General features: G+C 56.7%; 26 protein-coding genes. 13 read left to right on the top strand and 13 right to left on the bottom strand.

The window, feature by feature from the left end; genetic code table 11:
- Window positions 1-109: 109 nt before the first annotated feature.
- From ACR0MJ_RS13005 to ACR0MJ_RS12985, 5 genes are all read left to right on the top strand, one after another.
- Window positions 110-811, top strand: a complete 702-nt coding sequence (locus ACR0MJ_RS13005; RefSeq protein WP_170401748.1) for a M48 family metallopeptidase — start codon at window positions 110-112, stop codon at window positions 809-811.
- A complete protein-coding gene (locus ACR0MJ_RS13000; protein WP_170392333.1) occupies window positions 811-1,179 on the top strand; it encodes a YigZ family protein in 369 nt (122 codons plus the stop codon). The genes ACR0MJ_RS13005 and ACR0MJ_RS13000 overlap by 1 nt, the downstream gene beginning before the upstream one ends.
- Before the next feature lie 68 nt (window positions 1,180-1,247).
- Window positions 1,248-1,499, top strand: coding sequence for a DUF6455 family protein (locus ACR0MJ_RS12995; RefSeq protein ID WP_170401746.1), 252 nt, complete (start codon window positions 1,248-1,250; stop codon window positions 1,497-1,499).
- A gap of 20 nt (window positions 1,500-1,519) precedes the next feature.
- A complete protein-coding gene (locus ACR0MJ_RS12990; RefSeq protein ID WP_480439149.1) occupies window positions 1,520-1,783 on the top strand; it encodes a DUF6455 family protein in 264 nt (87 codons plus the stop codon).
- Between the two features lie 4 nt (window positions 1,784-1,787).
- On the top strand, window positions 1,788-2,045 hold the full coding sequence (locus ACR0MJ_RS12985; protein WP_170420627.1) for a DUF6455 family protein: 258 nt from the start codon (window positions 1,788-1,790) through the stop codon (window positions 2,043-2,045).
- Between the two features lie 3 nt (window positions 2,046-2,048).
- Here the strand turns inward: ACR0MJ_RS12985 and ACR0MJ_RS12980 are convergent, their stop codons facing one another.
- Window positions 2,049-2,291 carry a CDGSH iron-sulfur domain-containing protein gene (locus ACR0MJ_RS12980; RefSeq protein ID WP_170401738.1) on the bottom strand — a complete coding sequence of 81 codons (243 nt, stop codon included), beginning with the start codon at window positions 2,289-2,291 and terminating at the stop codon, window positions 2,049-2,051.
- Window positions 2,292-2,506: 215 nt separating this feature from the next.
- On the opposite strand from ACR0MJ_RS12980, the gene ACR0MJ_RS12975 reads away from it, so the two are divergent.
- Both ACR0MJ_RS12975 and ACR0MJ_RS12970 read left to right on the top strand, forming a co-directional pair.
- Entirely contained in the window at window positions 2,507-2,695 is a 189-nt protein-coding gene (locus tag ACR0MJ_RS12975; RefSeq protein ID WP_255611743.1) for a hypothetical protein, read from the top strand.
- Window positions 2,696-2,830: 135 nt separating this feature from the next.
- A complete protein-coding gene (locus ACR0MJ_RS12970; protein WP_170401735.1) occupies window positions 2,831-3,187 on the top strand; it encodes a diacylglycerol kinase in 357 nt (118 codons plus the stop codon).
- A gap of 16 nt (window positions 3,188-3,203) precedes the next feature.
- Here the strand turns inward: ACR0MJ_RS12970 and rimO are convergent, their stop codons facing one another.
- Window positions 3,204-4,601 carry a 30S ribosomal protein S12 methylthiotransferase RimO gene (gene rimO / locus ACR0MJ_RS12965; RefSeq protein WP_480761246.1) on the bottom strand — a complete coding sequence of 466 codons (1,398 nt, stop codon included), beginning with the start codon at window positions 4,599-4,601 and terminating at the stop codon, window positions 3,204-3,206.
- 93 nt (window positions 4,602-4,694) lie between these two features.
- On the opposite strand from rimO, the gene ACR0MJ_RS12960 reads away from it, so the two are divergent.
- Window positions 4,695-6,623, top strand: a complete 1,929-nt coding sequence (locus ACR0MJ_RS12960) for an AsmA family protein (protein ID WP_480761245.1) — start codon at window positions 4,695-4,697, stop codon at window positions 6,621-6,623.
- A gap of 51 nt (window positions 6,624-6,674) precedes the next feature.
- Here the strand turns inward: ACR0MJ_RS12960 and ACR0MJ_RS12955 are convergent, their stop codons facing one another.
- From ACR0MJ_RS12955 to ACR0MJ_RS12940, 4 genes are read right to left on the bottom strand one after another with little or no spacing between them, the layout of a single operon-like run.
- Entirely contained in the window at window positions 6,675-8,171 is a 1,497-nt protein-coding gene (locus ACR0MJ_RS12955; protein ID WP_480761243.1) for a phosphomannomutase/phosphoglucomutase, read from the bottom strand.
- Window positions 8,172-8,186: 15 nt separating this feature from the next.
- Window positions 8,187-9,020 carry a 3-deoxy-8-phosphooctulonate synthase gene (gene kdsA / locus ACR0MJ_RS12950; protein WP_170564054.1) on the bottom strand — a complete coding sequence of 278 codons (834 nt, stop codon included), beginning with the start codon at window positions 9,018-9,020 and terminating at the stop codon, window positions 8,187-8,189.
- Window positions 9,021-9,025: 5 nt separating this feature from the next.
- Window positions 9,026-10,612 (bottom strand): capsule biosynthesis protein, encoded by a 1,587-nt coding sequence (locus ACR0MJ_RS12945; RefSeq protein ID WP_170392313.1) that lies wholly within the window; start codon window positions 10,610-10,612, stop codon window positions 9,026-9,028.
- Window positions 10,590-11,249, bottom strand: coding sequence for an ABC transporter ATP-binding protein (locus tag ACR0MJ_RS12940; RefSeq protein WP_170392311.1), 660 nt, complete (start codon window positions 11,247-11,249; stop codon window positions 10,590-10,592). Before ACR0MJ_RS12940 ends, ACR0MJ_RS12945 begins: the two co-directional genes overlap by 23 nt.
- Window positions 11,250-11,457: 208 nt before the next feature.
- On the opposite strand from ACR0MJ_RS12940, the gene ACR0MJ_RS12935 reads away from it, so the two are divergent.
- Both ACR0MJ_RS12935 and ACR0MJ_RS12930 read left to right on the top strand, forming a co-directional pair.
- Window positions 11,458-12,045 (top strand): uracil-DNA glycosylase family protein, encoded by a 588-nt coding sequence (locus tag ACR0MJ_RS12935; RefSeq protein WP_480761242.1) that lies wholly within the window; start codon window positions 11,458-11,460, stop codon window positions 12,043-12,045.
- Entirely contained in the window at window positions 12,038-12,826 is a 789-nt protein-coding gene (locus ACR0MJ_RS12930; RefSeq protein ID WP_480761241.1) for an SseB family protein, read from the top strand. The genes ACR0MJ_RS12935 and ACR0MJ_RS12930 overlap by 8 nt, the downstream gene beginning before the upstream one ends.
- Window positions 12,827-12,835: 9 nt before the next feature.
- On the opposite strand, the gene yghU is transcribed toward ACR0MJ_RS12930, so the two are convergent.
- Window positions 12,836-13,711, bottom strand: a complete 876-nt coding sequence (yghU, locus tag ACR0MJ_RS12925; protein WP_170625217.1) for a glutathione-dependent disulfide-bond oxidoreductase — start codon at window positions 13,709-13,711, stop codon at window positions 12,836-12,838.
- Between the two features lie 243 nt (window positions 13,712-13,954).
- Here yghU and ACR0MJ_RS12920 point away from each other — a divergent pair, with 243 nt between their 5' ends.
- Window positions 13,955-14,473: a YHS domain-containing (seleno)protein gene (locus ACR0MJ_RS12920; RefSeq protein WP_170420652.1), complete on the top strand. Its 519-nt coding sequence runs from the start codon at window positions 13,955-13,957 to the stop codon at window positions 14,471-14,473.
- Between the two features lie 61 nt (window positions 14,474-14,534).
- Here ACR0MJ_RS12920 and ACR0MJ_RS12915 read toward each other — a convergent pair whose 3' ends face one another.
- A complete protein-coding gene (locus ACR0MJ_RS12915; RefSeq protein WP_170401705.1) occupies window positions 14,535-15,197 on the bottom strand; it encodes a J domain-containing protein in 663 nt (220 codons plus the stop codon).
- 203 nt (window positions 15,198-15,400) lie between these two features.
- Entirely contained in the window at window positions 15,401-16,267 is an 867-nt protein-coding gene (metF, locus tag ACR0MJ_RS12910; protein ID WP_170512439.1) for a methylenetetrahydrofolate reductase [NAD(P)H], read from the bottom strand.
- 94 nt (window positions 16,268-16,361) lie between these two features.
- Here metF and ACR0MJ_RS12905 point away from each other — a divergent pair, with 94 nt between their 5' ends.
- Together ACR0MJ_RS12905 and ACR0MJ_RS12900 are read left to right on the top strand one after the other, a co-directional pair.
- The gene (locus tag ACR0MJ_RS12905) at window positions 16,362-17,267 is read left to right on the top strand and encodes a LysR family transcriptional regulator (protein ID WP_170564044.1); all 906 of its coding nucleotides are present in this window, start codon (window positions 16,362-16,364) and stop codon (window positions 17,265-17,267) included.
- Between the two features lie 95 nt (window positions 17,268-17,362).
- The gene (locus ACR0MJ_RS12900) at window positions 17,363-18,148 is read left to right on the top strand and encodes an inositol monophosphatase family protein (protein ID WP_170392295.1); all 786 of its coding nucleotides are present in this window, start codon (window positions 17,363-17,365) and stop codon (window positions 18,146-18,148) included.
- Window positions 18,149-18,207: 59 nt separating this feature from the next.
- Here ACR0MJ_RS12900 and bhcD read toward each other — a convergent pair whose 3' ends face one another.
- The 4 genes from bhcD to bhcA all read right to left on the bottom strand — a co-directional run bounded on the left by bhcD (window position 18,208) and on the right by bhcA (window position 22,594).
- Window positions 18,208-19,173 (bottom strand): iminosuccinate reductase BhcD, encoded by a 966-nt coding sequence (bhcD, locus tag ACR0MJ_RS12895; protein ID WP_170636040.1) that lies wholly within the window; start codon window positions 19,171-19,173, stop codon window positions 18,208-18,210.
- A gap of 72 nt (window positions 19,174-19,245) precedes the next feature.
- A complete protein-coding gene (bhcC, locus tag ACR0MJ_RS12890; protein ID WP_480761238.1) occupies window positions 19,246-20,409 on the bottom strand; it encodes a 3-hydroxy-D-aspartate aldolase BhcC in 1,164 nt (387 codons plus the stop codon).
- Window positions 20,410-20,420: 11 nt separating this feature from the next.
- Window positions 20,421-21,392 carry a beta-hydroxyaspartate dehydratase BhcB gene (bhcB, locus tag ACR0MJ_RS12885; protein WP_480761237.1) on the bottom strand — a complete coding sequence of 324 codons (972 nt, stop codon included), beginning with the start codon at window positions 21,390-21,392 and terminating at the stop codon, window positions 20,421-20,423.
- 11 nt (window positions 21,393-21,403) lie between these two features.
- Window positions 21,404-22,594: an L-aspartate--glyoxylate aminotransferase BhcA gene (gene bhcA / locus ACR0MJ_RS12880; protein WP_480761236.1), complete on the bottom strand. Its 1,191-nt coding sequence runs from the start codon at window positions 22,592-22,594 to the stop codon at window positions 21,404-21,406.
- Window positions 22,595-22,606: the final 12 nt, after the last annotated feature.

Here is a 22,606-nt window from a genome sequence, read left to right as displayed (position 1 = left end):
CAGGGCATAAGATCGCAATGCAACCCGTTGCAAGCTGTAATCGGCTGTGGCCCGGCCTTAAATGCCGCGCTATGCTTGTCTGCCGACAGAGTGACCGAAAGGAATGTGAATGCGCCGTCTTGCCTTGTTGCTGGTGATGCTCTTGGCGGCTTGCGATATGTCGCCTGTTATCGCGATCCCGGCCGATCAATGGCGGCCATCGTCATCAGAACAAAAGGACAGGGCGCGCGTATTCGAGCAGGTCAGCCGGGCTGTCGGAACGACCGCAAGCCGGGAATGCCGCCGCCAATCGAGGACTGCCAATTGTGATTTCGTGATTTTGGTTGATCTTTCGTCAAAGGCCCCAGCGAATGCGTTTCAGACCTTGGACAAGGATGGGCGGCCGCTAGTCGTTTTTACACAGCCGATGATCGATGCAACGCAGAACGCGGACGAGATGGCCTTTGTCATGAGCCATGAGGCCGCCCACCATATATTGGGTCACATCGCCCGGCAGGCGCAGAACGCCAAAGAAAGCGCGCGGATATTCGGTGAACTCGCGCGCAATCAGGGCGCGGACGATGCAGGTATTGAGCGCGCACAGGCGCTGGGTGCTGAGGTCGGGGTGCAGAACTACACGCGTGAGTTCGAATTGGAAGCGGATCGTCTGGGGACACAGATCACTTACGCGGCGGGGTATAACCCGCTGGCCGGGATGGCTTTCTTCCAACGCATTCCTGATCCGGGTGATCGTTTCCTTGCCACGCACCCTCCCAATGCCCAGCGGGTCGAAGTTGTGTTGCAAACGGCTCGGGAACTGGGATTACGGTAATGGTCAACTTAACCCGATTGGGTGTCGTTCTCAGTGATCGCGGGTCGAAATATGCTGTGACCGGCGCGGGGGTCACCAGTCGTGCTGATGTCGATGCGGTACTGGCGGAACTGAAATCCGACAAGGCATATGCGAAGGCAACTCACAACACTTGGGCGGCCATCTTGCCAAACGGTGCGCTCAAGGCTGATGACGGAGAGTCTGGCGCGGCAATGGTCATTTTGCGGATGATGGAGCGGGCTGAGCTGACGGATCACGTAATCATCGTGACACGCTGGTACGGTGGCAAGAAGCTGGGCGGGGACCGCTTTCGCCGCGTGCAGGACGCCACGCGGGCCTATCTGGACCAGCTGGCAACCGGGCATTGACCTGAGTCAAGGGCACTGTGCGGGGCATGCGTTACTCTTTCCATAGAGTGACTGGAAAAGGAAACCGCATGTCTGATCGTGAAACGCTGCGACGTCACGCCGACCTTGTAGATCGGATGGCCACGACGCTGGGCGTAGATTTGCAAGAAGTTGCCATCAAAGGGGCCTTACAGTTCGACGAAATCTCGGACGCGGTATTGCGGTGCACGGAATGCCCGAATCCGGGCCATTGCAAGGCGTTTCTGGCCAAGAACCTGACAGCGCCCGACACACCTGAATACTGCCGCAATCACGAGCTGCTGAACAGGCTCAAGCCGTAACGCCAAAGGGGGGGGGTACCGTGCCACGACTTGGACGGATCATGACCCATCTTCGTCTTGTATTGCGAATGGCACAGGCGACGGGAACCGACCTTGCCACCGCACATCGCGACGGGCACCTGAGCCAACAGGAATGGGCAGATATGGTTCAGCTCTGCCGCGGGTGCGAATGGGCGCGGGCATGCCCAGACTGGTTGAACGAGAACGAAACGGCGGAAAGCGCGCCCTGCACCTGCCCAAACCGGCACAGGTTCGCCACCTTGAGGGTCAGCAAGCAAAGGTGATCAAATGGATCGAACATCTCTGGGCGAGATCGAAAAACACTTTTGGCTGACACGCTCGGTCGCGCGATCCTTAGGGATTTCTCTGACCGAAGCAATGGCCGAAGGGAAACTGACACCTGCCGACTACGCTCAGCTGGTGACCCGATGCCGGGGCGCAATATGCGACGAACGTTGTCAGATATGGCTTGCCGCACAACAAGGATTGGCTGGGGAAGCGCCTGATTTTTGTGCCAATGCTCAGGTTTTGAACGACTTGACCTGACCTTCAGAGCTTATTGTGCGTTCCGTCGCATAACGGCGGGTTGGCGCAATGCTTGCAGCCACAGAAGAAGACCTTCTTGCTGGCATCAGCAGTATATTTTACGGGTTCAAACGACGTATCTTTGTGCGAACCATCGCAAAACGGTTGCCGCTTGGATTTGCCACAGGCGCACCAGAAATAGGTTTTTCCTTCGGTCACTTCGACCGGATAGGGCGATTTCTGGGCGATGATCGGGGCGTCTGACATGTGGCTACTCCGTCTTTGGCTGATGTCGAAGTCAAAGTTTAGGGCTCTTTGTCAAAAAAGGTAGACTGCGAATGAAAACCCGCCTTCCAGCGTGGTTTCGCCTTTATTCACGAATGCGTTATCGATTCGGTTGCCATATGAAATTCTTGGTCCTATTCTGATACCGGCCCCGAAAAACTGGGCAATATCAGAAAAGTAATAGAGGATTGATGGACATGAAACTGAAATTTGCTGCTATCTGCGCCACGGCCGTTGTATTGACTGCGTGCTCGCAGCAAGAGGAACCGACCCCGGTTTACATCCAGCCCGACTATGACAAGTTTGGTACACCCAGTTGCTCGGCAGGCTATGAACTGGCCACAACCGAAGCAGGCCAGACCGTATGTAACCCGGTCACCCAATAAGTATTAAGCAGGCGGTTCTGATCGCAGGGCCGCCTGCACACCTCTAAAAAGAACACCGCCCTCGAGGCGGTTTTTTCTTGCCTTTCTGCTGTGGGTCGCGGACGTCTTCTTGAAGGACGACTGATCGGAAACCCCATGCGCAAATTCTTTGACCACCTAAAGGATCGTACCCGCTGGAGCTGGCAGGGCCTGGCTGCAACCTGGCGGCAAGAGTATTCGTTTCGTGGGTGGGTTTGGGCCAACCTGATTTCGGCTTTATTGGCGCTTGCACTCCCTCTAGGTACGGCAGAACGGGCGCTGATCCTTGCTTTGGGCATTCTGGTCTTGGTGGCCGAGTTATTTAATACGGCCATCGAGCGTGCCGTCGATCACACCTCGACCGAGCACCACGCGTTGGCGGGGCAAGCCAAGGATGCAGCAAGTGCAGCGGTGGCGTTGTCTGCAGTCGCTGCCGGAGTGGCGTGGATCGTGATTTTGATCGGCTTGCTCTAGAGACAGACGCCTTTCGTTACGCCGAGGGGTGCAAACGCCCCCACAAGTCGTATTCTCCGGCTTCATCTACCTCGACCGTGACGATATCACCGGGTTTCAGGCCTTCGAAGCCTTCGTCGATAAACAAGTTGCCATCGATTTCTGGAGCATCGGCCTTAGTGCGGCAGGTCGCGGCCTCTTCATCCACCTCGTCTACGATGACATCGAGTTTTTGGCCAACCTTTGCTGCCAGCTTGGCCTCAGAAATGGCCTGAGCTTTCTCCATGAAACGCTCCCATCGCTCTTGCTTGACCTCGACCGGGACGTGATCCGGCAGGTCGTTCGAGCGGGCGCCATCGACATTTTCGTACTGGAAACAGCCGACACGATCCAACTGCGCTTCGTCCATCCAGTCCAGGAGCGTCTGGAACTCTGCCTCGGTTTCGCCGGGGTAGCCGACGATGAACGTGGACCGCAAAGTGATATCCGGACAAATAGCGCGCCAGTTGGCAATCTCGTCCAGAGTTTTTGCCCCGGCGGCAGGGCGGGCCATACGTTTCAGAACATCGGGATGCGCATGTTGGAATGGAATGTCGAGATACGGCAGCACATTGCTACCCGCATCTGCCATCAGCGGGATCAAATCGCGCACATGGGGGTAGGGATAGACGTAATGAAGCCTGACCCACGCATCGAATTGGCCGAGTTCCCGTGCCAGATCGGTGATATGGCTGCGCACCTCCCGATCTTTCCATGGGTTCACGTCATACTTACGATCCAGCCCATAGGCCGAGGTATCCTGTGAGATCACAAGCAGTTCGCGCACACCGCTGTCGACAAGTTTCTCAGCCTCGCGCAGCACTGCATGGGCCGGGCGGCTTGCGAGTTTACCGCGCATGTCGGGGATGATGCAAAACTTGCACTTATGATTACAGCCCTCGGAAATCTTGAGATAGCTATAGTGGCGCGGGGTAAGTTTGACGCCCGAAGCGGGCAGCAGATCGACATAAGGGTTTGGATCGGGTGGTACGGCTGCATGTACTGCGTCCAGCACTCGTTCGTACTGATGCGGTCCTGTAACCGCCAGAATGCGCGGATGGTGTTCCCGGATATAGTCAGGCTCAGCCCCCAAACAGCCGGTCACAATGACCTTGCCGTTTTCAACCAATGCCTCGCCAATTGCGTCCAGCGACTCGGCCTTGGCGCTGTCCAGAAACCCGCAGGTATTCACAATAACGGCATCAGCACCCGTGTAGTCCGGCGAAATGCCGTACCCCTCGGCCCGCAACCGGGTCAGGATGCGTTCGCTGTCAACCAGCGCTTTTGGACAACCCAGCGACACCATTCCAAGGGTCGGTTGGCCACGGCGGGGCGTCTCGGCGATCCGGGCCTCTGGGGCTAGATCGGGGCGGAGGTTCGGTGGGTTCGTGCTCATGGCCGGGCATATAGAGGGGAAAGCTTCCCCTTGCAAATCCCGCCCGCTCGGGGCTGACTTGAAACAGAGCAGAAAGGCCGGAAAGGCAGACCCATGAAGTGGCTCATTCGTTTTCTATTTCTCATAGTTGCAGCCTTCGGGCTGGTCATTGGTGCCTTGCTGCTGATGCCGGGCGAAAAACTGGCGACAATACTCGCTGAACAAGTCAAGGCGCAAACAGGCCGCGATCTCGAGTTGACCGGTGACGTCAAACTGTCATTTTGGCCGGTATTGGGGATGGAAACCGGCCCTGTGACATTTGGCAATGCGCCTTGGGCCGGGCCGGAACCGATGCTTCGTGCCCAAAGCCTCGCGGTTGGGGTCGATGCCTCGGCGTTGTTGTCTGGGAATATCCGGATCAAACGGGTGTTGGCCGATAGCCCGGTTCTACGCCTTGAACGCGCCGATGGGCGCGGCAACTGGGAGCTGCATCAGCCAGGTAACTCCTCGCAAACCGGCGCTACGGCGCAAGCCGTTGAAAGCCGACCCATCACGCTCGAGCGGTTGGAACTGACCAATGCGCGCCTAATCTATCTTGAGAATGGCGCGGTTAGTATGGATTTTGCCGATGTCGATCTTTCGGCCCGCTGGCCTGACGTAACGGCCCCAATGGAAATGCAAGCCAGTATGTCCGTCCCCGGAGGCAGCGTCGCAGTGGACCTTACCATCCCCGACTTGCCCGCATTTTCCAGCGGCGCTGTCACGCCGTTGCAGCTGAGCCTAACCGCGCCTGGCGGAGATATTCAGTTCTCGGGCCGGGTGAATCTGGCCGGCGAAATGGATGGCAAGACGACGGTCACGGCCAAGGACACTCAAAAGATGCTGGCCGCGTTTGGTCAGGGAGGAGTCACCGTTCCGGAGGGACTAGGACAGGTCGCGAGCGTATCCGGGCAGATGACCTATACCCGGGACGGGCGGATTTCATTGCGCAACATGATCGCGGTTCTGGATCAAAACCGGCTTGAGGGCGAAGCTGATATCCAGATTTCAAATCCGCCCCAGATGACTGCGCGTCTGAACGCAGGCGATCTCGACTTATCGAAGGTAAGCGGAGGCAACGCTTCTGACGGCACCTTAGATACGGAAGGGTGGTCAAAAGCCCCAATTGATGCGTCGTTTCTGGCGCTGGCAAATGGCAAGATCCGCTTGCAAGCCACCTCGATTGCGGTTCCGGGTATGACCTTTGGGAAAAGTGATCTGACACTCAGCCTTGATCGGTCGCGGGCTGTATTGCAGATGCACCCGGCCTCGCTGTTCTCGGGGCAACTGAATGGCCAGGTGGTCGCCAATAATCGCAACGGTCTGTCGGTTGGTGGAAATCTGAAAGCCGCCAATATCGATATCAACGAGGCGCTCGAAACGCTGGGGGATATCAAACGGCTTTCGGGCACCGGTTCAGGCAATCTTGAATTTCTGGGCGTCGGACAGAGCGAAGATCAGATCATGCGATCGCTCAGCGGCAAAGGGGACATCGAGGTCGGGCGCGGCGTTATCTCGGGGCTGGATCTTGATCGCCTTATGGGGCGCGGAGAGGGATCGGGTGGTACGACCGTATTCAACAGCCTCACGGCCAGCTTTACGATGCAGAATGGTGATCTGACCAACAAGGACCTGTTGATGCAGCTGGATAATTTCCGGGCGGACGGTGCCGGTAGGATCGGGCTAGGTGCGCGCGATATCGATTATCTGTTCACTCCGGTCGCCTTGCGCGCCAACTCAGGGCAGGGGATTTCGGTGCCTGTTCGGATCAAAGGTCCGTGGAGTGATCCGTCGATCAAGCCGGACCTTACCAAAGTCATTGAGGCAGCAGCCGAAGGCAAAGTTAAAGAGCTGGAAGATGACGCAAAGCAGAAGGTTCTGGAAAAGGTTGGGAAAGAACTGGATACCACGGTGACGGATACCGATCACATCGAAGATGCGCTGAAAAACAAGCTTGAAGAGGAGGCCAAGAAAGGTTTGCTCAAGCTATTTGGCGGGGATTGATCTAAGCGCGATGACAAAGGGCGCCGAAATGGGCGCCCTTCATAGTGTCATTTAGATTGTCTGATCGTATTCGCCCACGCCGGGTTCAGTTCGAATGACGGCGTCGATATCTGCGAAGATCGCGCGCATTTCATCCTCGCTTTCGCTGCTTTCGCAGACGACGACCAGATTGGGTGTATTGGATGACGCGCGAACGAGGCCCCAACTGCCATTGTCCAGAATGACCCGGGCTCCATTGACGGTCACGACCTCTTTGATAGCCCGCCCTGCGAAGTGTTCGCCGGCGTCGGCCTTGGCAACCAATTTGCCGACCAGGCGCTGCAGTATATCGTATTTTTCTGTATCCGCTGCGTACGGAGACATGGTGGGTGTCGACCATGTCCTTGGTAGTGCTTTCCGAAGGTCTGACATGCTTTTGTCCGGGTTGCGGTCCATCAGTTTGCAGATTTCCACCGCCACGCGCATTCCGCAGTCGTATCCGCGCCCGACCGGTTCCGCCAAGAAATAGTGTCCCGATTTCTCAAACCCAGCCAGCGCACCGATTTCCTTGACCCGGCGCTTCATATGGCTATGGCCGGTTTTCCAGTAGTCGGCTTTGACCCCAAGCGCTTGCAACTCGGGATCGCTGGCGAACAGCCCAGTGGATTTCACATCGGCTACAAAGGTCGAACCTGGATGCAGCTTGGCCAGATCACGGGCCATGATGATGCCGACCTTATCGGCAAATATCTCTTCGCCTTCGTCATCCACAACACCGCAACGATCGCCATCCCCATCAAACCCTAGCGCCAGGTCCGCGCCGGTGGATTTGACTGTGTCGGCCATGTCATGCAGCATTTCCATGGCTTCCGGGTTCGGGTTGTAATTGGGGAATGTGTAATCCAGCCGTGTGTGGCTGGGCACAACCTCAACCCCGATCCTTTCGAAAATCTCGGGCGCGAAGGCGGCGGCGGTGCCGTTTCCGGTGGCGCAGACCACTTTCAGCGGACGTGACATTCTGAAGTCACCGACCAGATCGTAGATATAGGCTTCTTTCACACCGTCGACGAATTCATATGACCCGCCCGGGCGCGCGACGCCTTCCCCATTCAAGACGATGTCGCGCAGTTCCGACATTTCGTCAGGGCCGTGGGTCAGTGGGCGGTCAAAGCCCATTTTGACGCCGGTCCAACCGTTCGGGTTATGGCTTGCCGTGACCATCGCAACCGCCGGTACGTCCAGATGGAATTGCGCGAAATACGCCATCGGGCTGAGCGCTGGGCCGATATCTTTCACCTGAATACCCGCCTGCATAAGTCCAACGATCAGAGCGTTTTTGATCGACAGGGAATAATCACGATAGTCATTTCCCACTGCAATCACGGGTTCGATCCCGCGTTTGAGCATCTGTGTGCCCAGACCCAAACCCAGGGCCGTCATGCCTGGCAGATTGATCTCATCGGGGTATTTCCAACGCGCGTCATATTCGCGAAAGCCCGTGGGCTTGATCATCGGATCGCGCAGAAAGCTCCAGGTGTTTGGGGTCACCTCAGGCAAAGGCTTGGTCATCACAAATCTCAATCGTTAAATCTGAATTGGGTTTTCTTTGGCCAGCGCATCAAATCGCATCAATGTGTCAACCAGATGGCCCATTTGATCCAGAGGGATCATGTTCGGCCCATCTGAGGGGGCGGTGTCGGGATCCTGATGGGTTTCTATGAAAACGGCTCCGACGCCCAGAGATACAGCGGCGCGCGCCATCACCGGCGCAAACTCACGCTGTCCACCCGAGGAACCACCTTGGCCGCCGGGCTGTTGCACCGAGTGGGTCGCGTCCATGACGACCGGGTATCCGGTTTGCGCCATCTGCGGCAGCGATCGCATGTCCGCGACCAGCGTATTGTAGCCAAACGAAGTTCCACGCTCGGTCAGCAGGATGTTCTGATTGCCTGTGCTTTCGATCTTAGTGACGATATTCGGCATTTCCCACGGGGCGAGAAACTGTCCCTTCTTCACGTTGACCGCTTTTCCGGTATTGCCCGCCGCCAGCAGCATGTCCGTCTGACGACACAGAAACGCAGGGATTTGCAGAATATCGACGGCCTCAGCCGCAATCGCGCATTGCGCTTCGGTATGGACATCGGTCAGTACCGGTATGCCCATGGTCTTGCGGATATCTTCCAGCACCTGCAGCCCGGAATCAATGCCCATGCCGCGCTTGCCGGACAGCGAGGTCCGGTTGGCTTTGTCATACGAAGCCTTGAATACATACTGCGCCCCGGCGGCGTCACATGCTTCTTTCATAGTGCCTGCGATCATCTGGGCGTGATCGGCGGTTTCAAGCTGGCAAGGGCCGGCAATGATGGTCAGCGGAAGGTCGTTGCCAACCGTCAGGTCGGCTATTTTTACATGTTTCATGAGTCTTACGAGGATACCTGTTCACGAAGGACCGACGCGGTAAGCGAGATCATCAGGTAGATACCAGCAAATAACAGGAATGCCAAAATCGTATTTTCGAACTTGCGCGGATAGCTAGGCTCTTGGCTGGCGACCGGGTTCACCGAGACGGTCAGATACCGCACTTTTCGATTGGCCTCGGTCCGCGTAGCTTCCATTTGCTGCATTGCCGTTTGCAGCATCATGTCACGCGCCGCCAGATCGGCCTGAGCCATCTGGATTCGCACGCTCAAACGCGCCAGCGAATTTTCGCCCGCTGACACATCCAGCATCTCGGCATTCAACTCATCAAGGACCGCTTGCAGCCGCGCGATATCTGCCCGTGTACCATCCACCTTGGCCTGGTTGGGGCGCGTATTATCGAGAAGCGCGGCCAATTGTAGTTCTTTGTCCTGCAGCTCGAATTCGAACTGATCGATCCTTCCTCGCAGGCTGGCGATCACACTTTGCGGGTCCAGTATCGCACCTTGTAGCTGCAGTTCGATCAGGTCTTCCTGAGCCTGTCTGCGTGCCTCTTGCGCAGCCTCAAAACTCGCCAAGGCATCGCGCATCTGGTCTTCGCGTTTCAATTCAGTCAGACCATTGATGGTCTCTTCCGCGTAAGAGATAAGCCGCCTGGACAAATCGACCGCTATCTCGGGGCTCGGCGCTGCGACCTCCATTCGGATGACGCCGTCACTAGGATCATATCCGATTGTGATCATACGCTTATAAAGCTTGTAGGTTTCTTCAAGCGTCGCATCAGCCGGCAATCGTTGGATCGGGTCTATCCAATCCTGCCGAAAAAACTCAGTAAATCCGACATCACGCTCAAGCCGTTCCAATGCATCCTTGGATTCCAGAAATTCCTGAGTGGACACGGAATCCTGCGCCGTCGCAAACTGCGTGCCCGCCAGAAATCCACCGAACGAGGCACCGCCGCCATCCGCTTGCAAGATCGAAAACACCGAGTCGCTGGCATACATCGGCGTCGCCACGCGATAGAAATAGTAGCCCACGATAAACGTTGGAATGAATACGAACACCGTCAATCGTGCGAATAGCCCGGCAAGCTTGCGGCGGCGGCGGCGGGCGATGTCTTTCTGGATCTGCCCGATTTCATATTCACGACGTTCGGCCGGGCTGAGTTCGGGTCCTGGCAGGTTCTTCTGCGAGTCCCTGGTCGTTTGCGGCAGGTGAATCTTTATATTGTCTTGCGCGGCGTCATCACCAGTTGGCTTACCTTGGTCAGGAGCTGCCAGATCAAGCAGGTTTGTGCGCTGAAACGGATCAATTCCTTTCTTTCGTAACAGCCGGACCGCATCGTAGTCTGACGTCGCCGCCAGCCCGTTCTTGTGCGCCAAACGCCGCGCGACGCGCAATTGCCGCCCTGTCAGACCTTCGCGTTTGATCGCATCCAACTCGTTGCCCGGTTGCTGAGTGTCGTCAGCCGAGTCTGTGCCTTGGGTCGCCTTTCGGATGCGTGAAATGGCGTCCGAGCGTGCCTCAGCAGTGCCAGAACCGCGTGCCGTGCGGTCGGGATTGTATTTCCTAGCCTTGGGTTTGGTAGTCATAGAGCTGCTTTGCCTCTTCCAAGGTTTCAAACATGTAAAGCTGGCCGTCTACCAAAACCGCAGCCTGCCGCGCGAATTTTTCAAGAAGCGAAGGGTTGTGCGATACGATCACCAAAGTCGTTGTCCGCAGCTTCTCTTTCAGAATGTCGCCCGCCTTCTTGTTGAACTCGACATCGGTTGTCGAGGGCATCCCCTCATCGATCAGATACATATCGAAATCCAGGGCCAGCATCAGTGCAAATGTAAACCGGGCCCGCATTCCGGACGAATAGGTTCCGAGCGGCTGGTCGAAATACTCACCCAAGTTGCACAGCCATTTGCAGTAGGCTTCGACATAGTCGGGATCCATGCCGTAGATCTTCGCGATATAGCGTGCGTTCTCCAGCGCGGACAGGCGCTTGGCCACACCTCCTGCAAAGCCCATGGGGAAGGATACGCGGCAGTCGCGCCGAATCACGCCTTCGTCGGGCTTTTCCAGCCCTGCCATCATGTTGATCAACGTGGTCTTGCCGGTTCCGTTCGGGGCCAGCACGCCAAGAGATGTTCCAAGCTCGACCCGGAACGAGACCCGATCCAGAATCACCTTGCGGCGGGTTCCGGTCCAGAAAGACTTGCTGACATTTTCGAATTCCAGCATGTGCGGCCTGCAGATCGCTCGGGGTTTTGACGGTTTGAGGATCGGTGTGCTACCGATCCATGTTGGCCACATTATGTCGAAATATGAAACAAATGATCAATGCGCATCCGCGTTCATGACATTGATGTGTTGCAAGGACGGTTTCATTGGCTCGAGGGTAGATGATGCCTATCTTCATCGATGAACATTGCAAAAGCCTGTTGATCCGATGAATTCGCTGATTGAGGACATCCAAGCCTGCCGTTTGTGTGCGGACAGGTTCGCGCAGACCGCGACTGCGCACCAGCCGCGCCCGGTGGTCTGGTTTCGCCCCGGTGCGCGCATTTTGATCGCAGGTCAGGCACCGGGCGCGCGCGTCCATGCTTCAGGGAAGCCTTTCACCGATCCTTCGGGTGACCGGCTGCGGGATTGGCTGGGACTGGATGAGAACGCATTTTATGACCGTTCGCGCGTATCCATCGTGCCGATGGCGTTTTGCTTCCCCGGATACAATGAGCGCAAGGCCGACCTGCCTCCGCCGCCGATATGCGGGCGCACCTGGCATGACAAAGTGATGGCTACGTTGGGAGAAGTACCGTTGACGATCCTCGTCGGGGGTCATGCCCATAAATACCATCTTGGCGTAAAAACACCGGTTACCGAGACCGTCAGCCTTTGGCGAGACCATGCGCCGCGCGTCTTTGCCTTGCCTCACCCGTCCTGGCGCAATACGGCTTGGCTGAAGAAAAACCCCTGGTTCGAGGCCGAGCTTTTGCCGGTGCTACAGAAACGGGTGCACGAGGTTCTGAATGACTGAAGCCACAGCTTTGGATGCTGCACATAACGCCATGCAGGCGGCCCCGGAAGACGACAACGCTCGACTACGCTTTTTCGAAAGACTGGCCGATAGCGAGCTGTTCCTGATGCTGACCGAGGAAGCGAAGGATGAAAGCATTTCGCCTGAGCTGTTCGATGTGGCGGATGGTCGTTTTGTTCTGGTGTTTGATCTTGAGGAACGACTGGCGGCATTTGCGGGTCGACCGGTCCCCTATGTCGCTCTGTCGGGTCGTGTTCTTTCAGGGATGTTGTCGGGGCAGGGGGTCGGGCTGGGTCTGAACCTTGATGTTGCACCGTCGTCGATGTTGATCCCCGCTGAAGCGCTCGGTTGGTTGTCTGACACGCTGCAGCATGGTCCTAGGGAGGTGCAGCAGCGACTTGCCGAATTCCATCCGCCCTCCGGTTTGCCTGATGTTCTGTTGACCGCGCTTGATGCAAAGCTGGCGACGGCTGCAGGTCTGGCTGCGGCGGCGTTTCTGGTTGGGACAAAGACTGAAGATGGGGGGCAGGGCCATTTATTGGGTTTTGTTTCAGCGGTCGAAGGCGCGCAGCCAGCGCTTGCACGCGCCGTATCCGAGGCATTGACCTTTTCGGGGATCGAGGCCGGAGCGCTGGATGTTGGCTTTTTTGAAGTGCAGGATCCGGCTACTTCTGCCTTGGCAAAGGTTGGGCTGCGGTTCGATTTGCCCCAGCCTCAAGCGCCCCAAATGGAAAGGGCCGCGCCGGGCAGTGATCCCGAGCGGCCCCCAATATTGAAGTAGCGCAGGGCGTTAGTCTGCCGCTTCCAGTTTATCCTGCGTGCGCGTCTCAAAATCGCTGGCGTCATGGCGTTCGTGCAACTGCGTATGCGGCTCTCCAAACGCACGATTGACCATCCGGCCGCGCTGAACGGCGGGGCGAGCATCGATGGCTTTGGCCCACCGCATCACGTTTTCATAGCTTTCGACATCCAGGAATTCTGCCGCATCGTATAGACGGCCCAGAACAAGCTGCCCGTACCACGGCCAGATCGCCATGTCGGCGATCGTATAATCCTGACCTGCAATATAAGGCTTATCGGCAAGTTCCAGTTCCAGCACATGCAACTGGCGTTTGGCCTCCATCGCGAAACGGTCGATCGGATATTGCCATTTCTCAGGCGCATAAGCGTAGAAGTGGCCAAAGCCACCGCCCAGATATGGCGCGCTGCCCATTTGCCAGAACAACCAGTTCATCACTTCTGTCCGTTCGGCACCGCTGGCGGGCAGAAACTCACCGAATTTCTCAGCGAGATGCAGCAAGATGGAGGCGCTCTCGAAAACGCGCACAGGTGTTTCACCTGAATGATCCCACAGCGCCGGTATCTTCGAGTTAGGATTGGCCCCGACAAAGCCCGAGCTGAACTGATCACCTTCACCGATGTTGATCAGCCACGCATTGTATTCGGCCCCGGAATGGCCCAATGCCAAAAGCTCCTCCAGCATGACCGTAACCTTGACGCCGTTCGGGGTGGCGAGCGAATACAGTTGAAGCGGGTGCTTCCCGACCGGGAGATCCTTTTCGTGGGTCGCACCAGCGATGGGCCGGTTTATATTGGCAAAGCGTCCTCCGCTTTCGCTGTCCCAAGTCCAGACCTTTGGGGGTGTGTAAGTGGATTGTTCGCTCATCTTTTGCCTTTCTGCATCATTTGGCCAAAACGCCGCCGCCTTCACAGCTAATATTGCAAAACTCAAAGTCCAACCCCGGATGTGGCGAGATATTTGTAACATTGCACCTCGTTCACCTCACAAAACCCCTCTGGTTTTCACAGCGGCGCGAGCGGGTCTTCGCGCCGGGCCAAAATTACCTATTGTTTGACCAGACCCGCAGTTCGGGTGACCAGAAACCTTAAGGACATGAGGACCAATCACATGAAACGCTTTGCGCTGACCCTTGCCGCGACGATGGCTTTTGCCGTGCCCGCGTTCGCCGGAGAACAATATGTTGATGGCACCGGATTTGCCGTATCGGGATACGACGTTGTTGCTTACCGCAGCCTGGATCAGGTGCCCTTAGGCCAGTCGCAACCCGAGGCTGTTCGCGGTCGGGCCGACATCACCGCAGACTATAATGGTGTTACCTGGGCGTTTGCGACCGAAGAGAACCGTGACAAGTTTCTGGAAAACCCGGCCTTTTACGCACCGCAATATGATGGCCATTGTGCATACGGCGTGTCGAAAGGCGGCAAGGTTCCGGGCAACCCAAATCTGTGGCGTATTGTCGATGACAAGCTCTATCTGAACATCACTGATGTTGTTGTTGGTTTCTGGGAAGAGGATGTTCCGGCCAACATCGACCTGGCGGAAGGCAACTGGCCCGGAATCGAAGGGGATGCCGCTTCGACCAGCGTGATCCCGAAATTCACATCAGAAGGCCCGATTTCCAACTGATTCCGATTAATGAAAGAAAGCCCGGCCACTAAGGCCGGGCTTTTTTCGCTGGCGGGTTCTCTCACCCCGCCAACTCGAACATATCCCGCATGTGTTGATCCGCTTCGAACCGTATTGTTACACTCTTGGCACCGGGAAATTTCCTCTCGCGTATCGGGTCAGGAATGACAATCTCACCGGAGCCCGAGCCCTTGGACCGAAAGGTCAGAATCTCTGTTTCTGACTTGCGGTAGCCGGAAAGTACCGAGGTTGGCAATGCAACGCGGTTAGACCCTTCGCAGACTGACGATGCGACGAAGTAGGTAAGATCGCGCCCGAAGCATCCGATTGCATCAGGAACATGGTCCGAAGATTCGCGGGCGCTTTTGGCGGCGTCCGGTTCACCCAGTTCCGATAAATCCTTCAGCGCGCGTTCAGGTTTTAACAGATCGTGACAAGCTTTGATTTCATCTGCGGCCAGTTCGATTACGCGTTTCTTCAAACGAGGACGACGCGGTGTAGAAGAATCTAAACCGTTTTTGCGTGTCATCCCTTCTTTACGCAAAAAATCATAGGCTGATTTAGCATCCGAAAAACCGGAATAATCACCGTCGGTATGATCAGGATGATCGTGGAACGCGATTTTGCGCCAGGCTTCACGAATCTCGTTTGCGTTTGCATTTGGGGGCAGACCAAGAACCTGCAACGCTTCGGCCCGAGCCTGTACCTTGCTCACTGGCTTCATACTCAAAACACTCATTAAAACTACAACGGGGTCAGATTGCCATTGATCACATTTTTGTCAAATTTTTTCAGGAATTAGACTGAGGTAGGGCAACAGTTGACGGGTGCATATCGAGATTGTCGCCTGCGCAGCGGTTGTCGCAAATGAGCATGGCAGACGACTGCCACGCCCGGCGATACAGGGCAAACGCAAAAACTGTGGGATCAGGCGACGTTCTGCAATTCGGTCTGGGGTGTAATGCCCAGGGCAAAGCAGACATCTCGAGTAAGCTCAGGTCGGTTGAGCGTATAGAAATGCAGTTTGTCCACGCCGCCTTCTATCAGGTCCGAGCAGAGTTCGGTGCATAGCGCCGTCGCCAGAAGATCTTCGCGATCGTCCCGGATTGCTTTGTCAAATGCGTTCTCGATCCAGTCGGGAATGTGGGCGCCACAGCGTTTTGCAAAGTTACGCGCACCCTTCCAGTTCTCGATGGGAAGAATGCCCGGTACGATAGGCTTGTCGATCCCCGCTTTTTCGCAGGCATCGCGAAACCGGAAGAAGGTTTCAGCCTCGAAGAAGAATTGGGTCAACGCCTCGTCCGCGCCCGCATCCAGCTTGGCCTTTAACCAATCCACATCAGCGCGGGCATTGCTTGCTTCTGGATGTTTATCCGGATAAGCGCCGACACGGACGCTGAACATCTCGGTCTCGGCTAGTGCAGAAATCAGTTCTACCGAGTTGGCGAAGCCATCCGGGTGGGGGGCAAACCGGTCTTGACCTTTGGGGGGGTCGCCACGCAGGGCAACGATATCCTGAACGCCTGCGCGCGCGAATGTGTCTGCAATCTCAAGCGTCTCCTGACGCGAGGCATCGACACAGGTCAGATGCGCAGCAACAGGCAGCCCCGAGGATTTGTGTAAGGTTGCAACTGCATCACGCGTCAACTCACGTGTTGTACCACCAGCACCATAAGTCACCGATACAAACCGCGGGTTCAGCGGCGCCAAGGTCTGAACCGTATCCCAAAGGCGAAACGAGGCCTCCAGAGTCTGCGGCGGGAAGAACTCGAATGAAATCTCAGGCTTGGTCATGGTGGCCTCGTAGCTGTCATTTATGCCCTTGTGCCATCAGATGCATTGTGAGACAAACTCATATTGTTCAACAACAACATGAGTTGCGTGAGTAATGCATATCGAATTTCGCCACTTACGGACGATCAAAGCCATCCACGAATGCGGTGGGCTTGCGCGTGCAGCTGATCAGCTAAACATCACGCAATCCGCACTAAGTCACCAGATCAAGGGGTTGGAAGATCAGGCCGGGGTCGAGCTGTTTTTACGTCGATCCAAGCCGATGAAGTTGTCGGCAGCTGGTTTGCGGCTGCTGCGTCTCGCTGAACAAATTCTGCCTCAGGTCGAGGCGATGCAGGATGAGTTTTCATCGCTGCGCGACGGTCGCACCGGTCGGATGCACATTGCGATCGAATGTCACGCTTGTTTCGAGTGGCTGTTTCCGGTGCTTGAAGCTTTCCGTAAATCCTGGTCAGACGTTGATGTGGATATCCGCCCGGGCCTTGCATTCGACGCGTTGCCCGCCTTGCAGAAGGAAGAGGTTGATCTGGTGGTGTCCTCTGACCCCGAAGATCTGCCGGGTGTCGAATTTGTCGAACTCTTTGACTACCAGGCCGTATTTGTCGCGGCGTCTTCGCATCCATTGGCTGAAAAGCCCTATATCGAAGCTGAAGATTTCCGAGGTCAGACACTGATTACCTACCCGGTCGAACGAACCCGTTTAGATGTTTTCAGTCAGTTGCTGATCCCGGCCCGGGTCGAGCCTGCCACCATCCGACAGGTTGAACTGACCGCTGTGATCTTGTTGTTGGTGGCTTCGAATAGGGGCATATCCGTTCTTCCGGACTGGGTGGTGCGCGAGGTAAAGTATAGCTCGGACTACGTCACGCGCCCGCTTACCAAAGATGGGATTACCCGCAGGTTATATGCTGCGGTCCGCAGCGAAGACCTTGAAAAACCCTTTGTGCAAGAGTTGGTGAAACTGGCGCGGACCGAGGCGCGTAAGCTTCAGACTCAATAACACCGGACGCAGATCAGCCATGCGCATCATTCCTCTTGGCAAGGGCGCGTTGCCCCAGTATACGCGCGGCTTGACCGGACAGGAGCCTTTGGAAAATGGTTGGCAGTGCAAATCTCAACATCATGATCAAGGCCGCGCGCAAGGCGGGGCGTTCTCTGGTCAAGGATTTTCGTGAAGTCGAGAACCTGCAGGTGTCGATGAAAGGTGCGGGCGACTTTGTATCGAAGGCCGATATCGCGGCCGAAGCCATCCTGAAAGAGGAATTGCTGGGTGCCCGTCCGACCTATGGTTGGCTGGCCGAAGAGGGCGGCGCGATTGACGGCGAAGACCCGACTCGTCGCTGGATCGTCGACCCGCTGGATGGGACCACCAACTTCCTGCACGGGCTGCCGCACTGGGCCGTTTCAATCGCGTTGGAACATAAGGGCAAGATCGTTTCGGGTGTGATCTATGACCCTGCCAAGGATGAGATGTTCTTTGCCGAAAAAGGCGAAGGTGCGTGGATGAACGACATGCGCATCCGTGTGTCGGGCCGCCATCGCATGATCGAGTCGATCTTCGCGACAGGTCTGCCATTCGGTGGCCGTTCGGACCTGCCTGCGACCTTGCAGGACCTGGCCCGTCTGATGCCTGCCTGTGCAGGTGTTCGTCGCTGGGGTGCTGCCGCGCTGGACATGGCCTATGTGGCCGCCGGTCGTTACGAAGGCTTTTGGGAGCGTCGCCTGAACGCCTGGGATCTGGCCGCAGGCATCATCATCGTGAAAGAGGCGGGCGGCTTTGTTCAGGCGCTGAACCCCGAAGGCAGCGTGCTTGAGGATGGCGAAGTGATCTGCGCCAATGAGCCGATCTTTGACAATTTCGCAAAGGTAATTCGGGGCTGATATTCAACCCCGGTCATTTGATCATGGTACGCGCGTCCGGTCCGGGCGCGCGTTTTGGTTTAGAAGTCGACCTCGATCGCGATCCCTTGCTGGACCGCCAGATCAACTGCCGCGCTGGCCACCGCAAGATCTTGCAGCCCCACGCCAGTACCGTCGAACACGGTCACCTCAGCCTCGGACACACGCCCGGGATGGGTCCCGTTAATGACCTCTCCGATCTGCCGGATATCGCCTTCGGCTTTCATTTCGGCAGCCACGGCATGTTGGCTTTCACCCAATGTCACGGCCTGCGCGACCTCGTCGGTAAAGACGCTTGCGCGCGCGATCAGGTCTGTGGCGACCTCTTGCTTACCGACGGTATCGGTGCCCATACATGCGATGTGTGTGCCGTCGGAGACGTGCTCGGACATCAGTGTTGGCGCGAAGGAGGAGGTGATGGTGATAATCACGTCCGCCTGCACCATGCCGGGCAGATCCACAGCTTCAAAAGGCAGCCCCGCTTCAGCCGCGACCTTTTCGAGATTTGGCAGCATTTCTGGATGCAAGTTCCAGCCTATGACTTTCTCAAAGTCCCGCTGTTCCAATGCCGCGCGCAATTGGAATGTCGCCTGATGCCCGGCGCCAACCATTCCGATCACCTTGGCATCCTTGCGTGCCAAATGGTTGATCGAAACCGACGAGGCTGCAGCCGTGCGCAGCGCGGTCAGCAGGTTGCCCCCAACGATGGCCCGAACGCGACCCGTATCTGGATCAAACAAAAACACGGTGGATTGGTGATTGATCAGCCCGTGCGTTTCCAGATTGTTTGGCCAATACCCGCCTGCTTTCAGGCCAAGGTTCATGCCCTCGCGATCAAACCCGCCCTTGAACCCATAGAGCGCATCCGCATGACCTATGGCCTCGCGCACGACCGGGAAGTTGTAGGCATCCCCAGCCGCCATCGCGGCAAATACCTGCTCAACCGCAGTATAGCTTTCCTGTCGGCCTAACAGAGCGCCGATTTCCTTTTCAGGAACGATGATCATCGCGTTTGTCTTTCTTTTTGATGGCATTAGAAAGGGCGGTGCTAAACGTCCGCCCCTGCATTCATCTGTTGATCAATAGGCCTTGCCACGTGCAGAGACCGGCCAAAGGGCTTCAACCTTGCCGCCGCGCACACCGACGTACCAGTCATGAACGTTGCAGGTCGGGTCACAGTGGCCGGGCACCAGCCGCAGCTTGTCGTTGACCTTCAGCACCCCATCCGGATCGCCAATCACCCCGTGTTCGTCCGAGCACTTCAGGTATTCCACATCGTCCCGCCCAAAGATGAAGGGCAGGCCGCTATCGACTGATTGGGCCTTCAGACCCGCATCGCAAATTGCCTTGTCCGCTTTGGCGTGGCTCATCACGCTGGTCAGAATGAACAAGGCGTTTTCCCATTCACCCTGATCGATCCGTTGACCGTCCTTGTCCAGAATCCGACCGTAATCAGCATCCATGAAGGCATAAGAGCCACACTGCAGCTCGTTATAAACGCCCGAGTTGCTTTCGAAGTAATAAGACCCCGTACCGCCGCCCGAAACCAGCTCGCATTCGATCCCTTCAGCCTTCAATCCGTCGACGGCATCCTTGACCATGGCGATTGCGGTATCCAGTTTTTCTTTGCGTGCCTCATACGTATCCAGATGCTGCATCGCGCCTTGATAGGCCTGAATGCCGGTAAATTTCAGGTTAAGGGTGGCCTCAACCGCCTTGGCGATTTCGATCACGGCGGGGGTCGTGGTGACACCACAGCGGCCCGCGCCGCAGTCGATCTCGACAAAAACCTCCAATTCAGTGCCATGCTTAGCGGCAGCAGCAGAAAGGTCAGCGACGTTGTCCACATCGTCGACGCAAACGATTGTGCGTGCACCAAGCTTCGGCAGGCGCGCCAGACGGTCAATCTTGGCCGGGTCCCGCACTTGATTCGAGACCAGAATGTCTTTGATGCCTCCGCGCGCAAACACCTCGGCCTCGGAAACCTTTTGGCAGCAGACGCCGACTGCGCCGCCCAATTGTTCCTGCAGCTTCGCGACGTCTACGGATTTGTGCATCTTGCCATGCACCCGGTGCCGCATCCCATGTGCCTTGGCATAGTCGCCCATCTTCTTGATGTTACGCTCGAGCGCGTCCAGATCAAGGACCAGGCAAGGAGTCTGGATTTCGGATTCATCCATGCCGATCGCGGCAGGAATGTCATAGCCAACTTCGAATTGATCACTGTTCATCGGTTTGTTCATCCTGTTTCTCCTTACCCTTTCAGCCAGGGCAGCTTATCCAGATCCACGTTGCCGCCGGTGATGATGACGCCGACGCGTTTGCCCCGGAAGATGTCGGGGTTCTTGAGAATGGTGGCCAGCGGAACGGCCGAAGACGGCTCCATCACCACGCGCAAGTATTTCCAGGTGAGTTTCATTGCGTCGATGATCTCTTGCTCGGACGCGGTGAAGATGTCGGTCACATTGTTCGACACAAAGTGCCATGTGTTTTCCTTGAGCGGGACCAACAGCCCGTCCGCCACCGTTTTGGGGGCATCGTCCGCGATGATATGGCCCGCTTTGAAGGAACGGTACGCATCGTCCGCCTGCTCAGGCTCAGCCGCATAGATCGCGGTTTCTGGTGCCAAGTTCGAAACCGTCAGACAGGTGCCTGAGACCATCCCGCCACCGCCGATTGGCGCGATCACTGCATCCAGGCCATCGGTCTGCTCAAGCAATTCAGCCGAACATGTGGCCTGACCAGTGATAACACGAGGGTCGTTGTACGGGTGCACGAACTCTCCGCCTGTTCGGGCCTGCACCTCGGCAAACGTCGCCTCGCGGGAAGAGGTGGATGGCTCACATTCAGTGATCGTACCACCAAAGCGTCGTACCGCGTCTTTCTTGGCCTGCGGCGCGGTGCGCGGCATCACCACATTGCATGGAATGCCCCGGCGACCAGCCGCATATGACAGCGACAGGGCGTGGTTCCCGCTTGAGTGGGTGCAAACACCCTTGGTCGCCATTTCATCGCTTAGGCCGAAGACCGCATTACTGGCACCGCGCACTTTGAATGCACCTGCTTCCTGAAAGTTCTCGCATTTGAAGAACAGCTGTGCGCCGGTCAATTCATTCAGATAGTCCGAGGTCATTACCGGTGTGCGTCGGATGTGCGGCCCGATCCTTTCGTGCGCAGCCTGTACGTCGGCATAGGTCAGTTCGGCGACGGGGATTTGATCCAACATGACTGTCCTTCCTAAGCTGCGGCTTTTGCGTGGCTGGTTGAGCTGGCGCGATAGAATTCCTGCGCCGCAGCAACCCCGCTGCCAAGCTTCACTGGGTAGTTCAGATCGGCCATGGCCATCTCGACCGTGGCCAGCCCCGACAGGACCATAACATCGGTCAGGCTGCCCAAGTGGCCAATGCGGAACGCTTTGCCATTCAACTCACCCAGACCAATGCCGAAGGATACCCCATAGGTGTTGAAGGCATGGTCAGTCAGTTCGTTGCTGTCGAAGCCTTCGGGCACAAAAATGGCGCTGACGGTATCCGAGTAGAGGTCAGGAGATTGTGCGACCAACTTCAGGCCCCAGGCCGCAGTCGCGCGGCGCACACCTTCGGCCAGACGGGTGTGGCGGGCATAGACATTGTCCAACCCTTCCTCGAACAACATCTTAAGGCTTTCGCGCATACCGTAGATCAGCTGCAAAGGCGGAGTATAGGGAAAGCCGCCAGACGCATTTGCCGACATCATATCACGGAAATCAAAGAAGGTGCGTGGCAGTTGCGCGGTCTCTATCGACGCCAGTGCCTTGGGGCTAACGCATAGGATTGCCATGCCGGTGGCCAGCATGAACCCCTTTTGCGACCCCGAGACTGCAATATCCACGCCCCACCGGTCAAACTCGAACGGCATTGAGGCCAAAGAGCTCACGCAATCCACAAACATCATGGCCGGGTGATGTGCCGCATCCATCGCATCGCGCACAGCGCTGATATCGGAACGCACACCTGTCGCGGTTTCGTTATGCGTCACCAATACGGCCTTAATTTCATGCGCTTTATCCGCGGACAGGATGGCCTCGAACCTGTCGGCTGGCGCGCCTGTTCCCCATGGACATTCAACAATCTGAACGTCCAACCCGTGTCTTTCGCACAGATCGATCCAGCGATGGCTGAAGACGCCGTAGCGGGCGACAAGAACCTTGTCACCGGGGCTGAGCGTATTTGTAATCGCTGCCTCCCAACCGCCCGTTCCGCTGGCTGGAAAAGTGATTATCTGGCCTTCGGTGGTGCCGAAAACCTGTTTTGTGTCTTCCAGTACCGGGGCGAAGGTTTCAACGAAATCCGGGGCGCGGTGGTCTTGCGTCTGAACTTGCATGGCAAGGCGCAAACGATCAGGAATATTGGTTGGGCCTGGGATAAAGACCGGGTTTTGATGCGACATAACTCAATCCTC

The sequence above is a fragment of the Ruegeria sp. C6 genome, assembly GCF_056537625.1.
The sequence above is the reverse complement of the archived record's forward strand: the minus strand, read 5'-3'. Positions and strand labels throughout refer to the sequence as shown.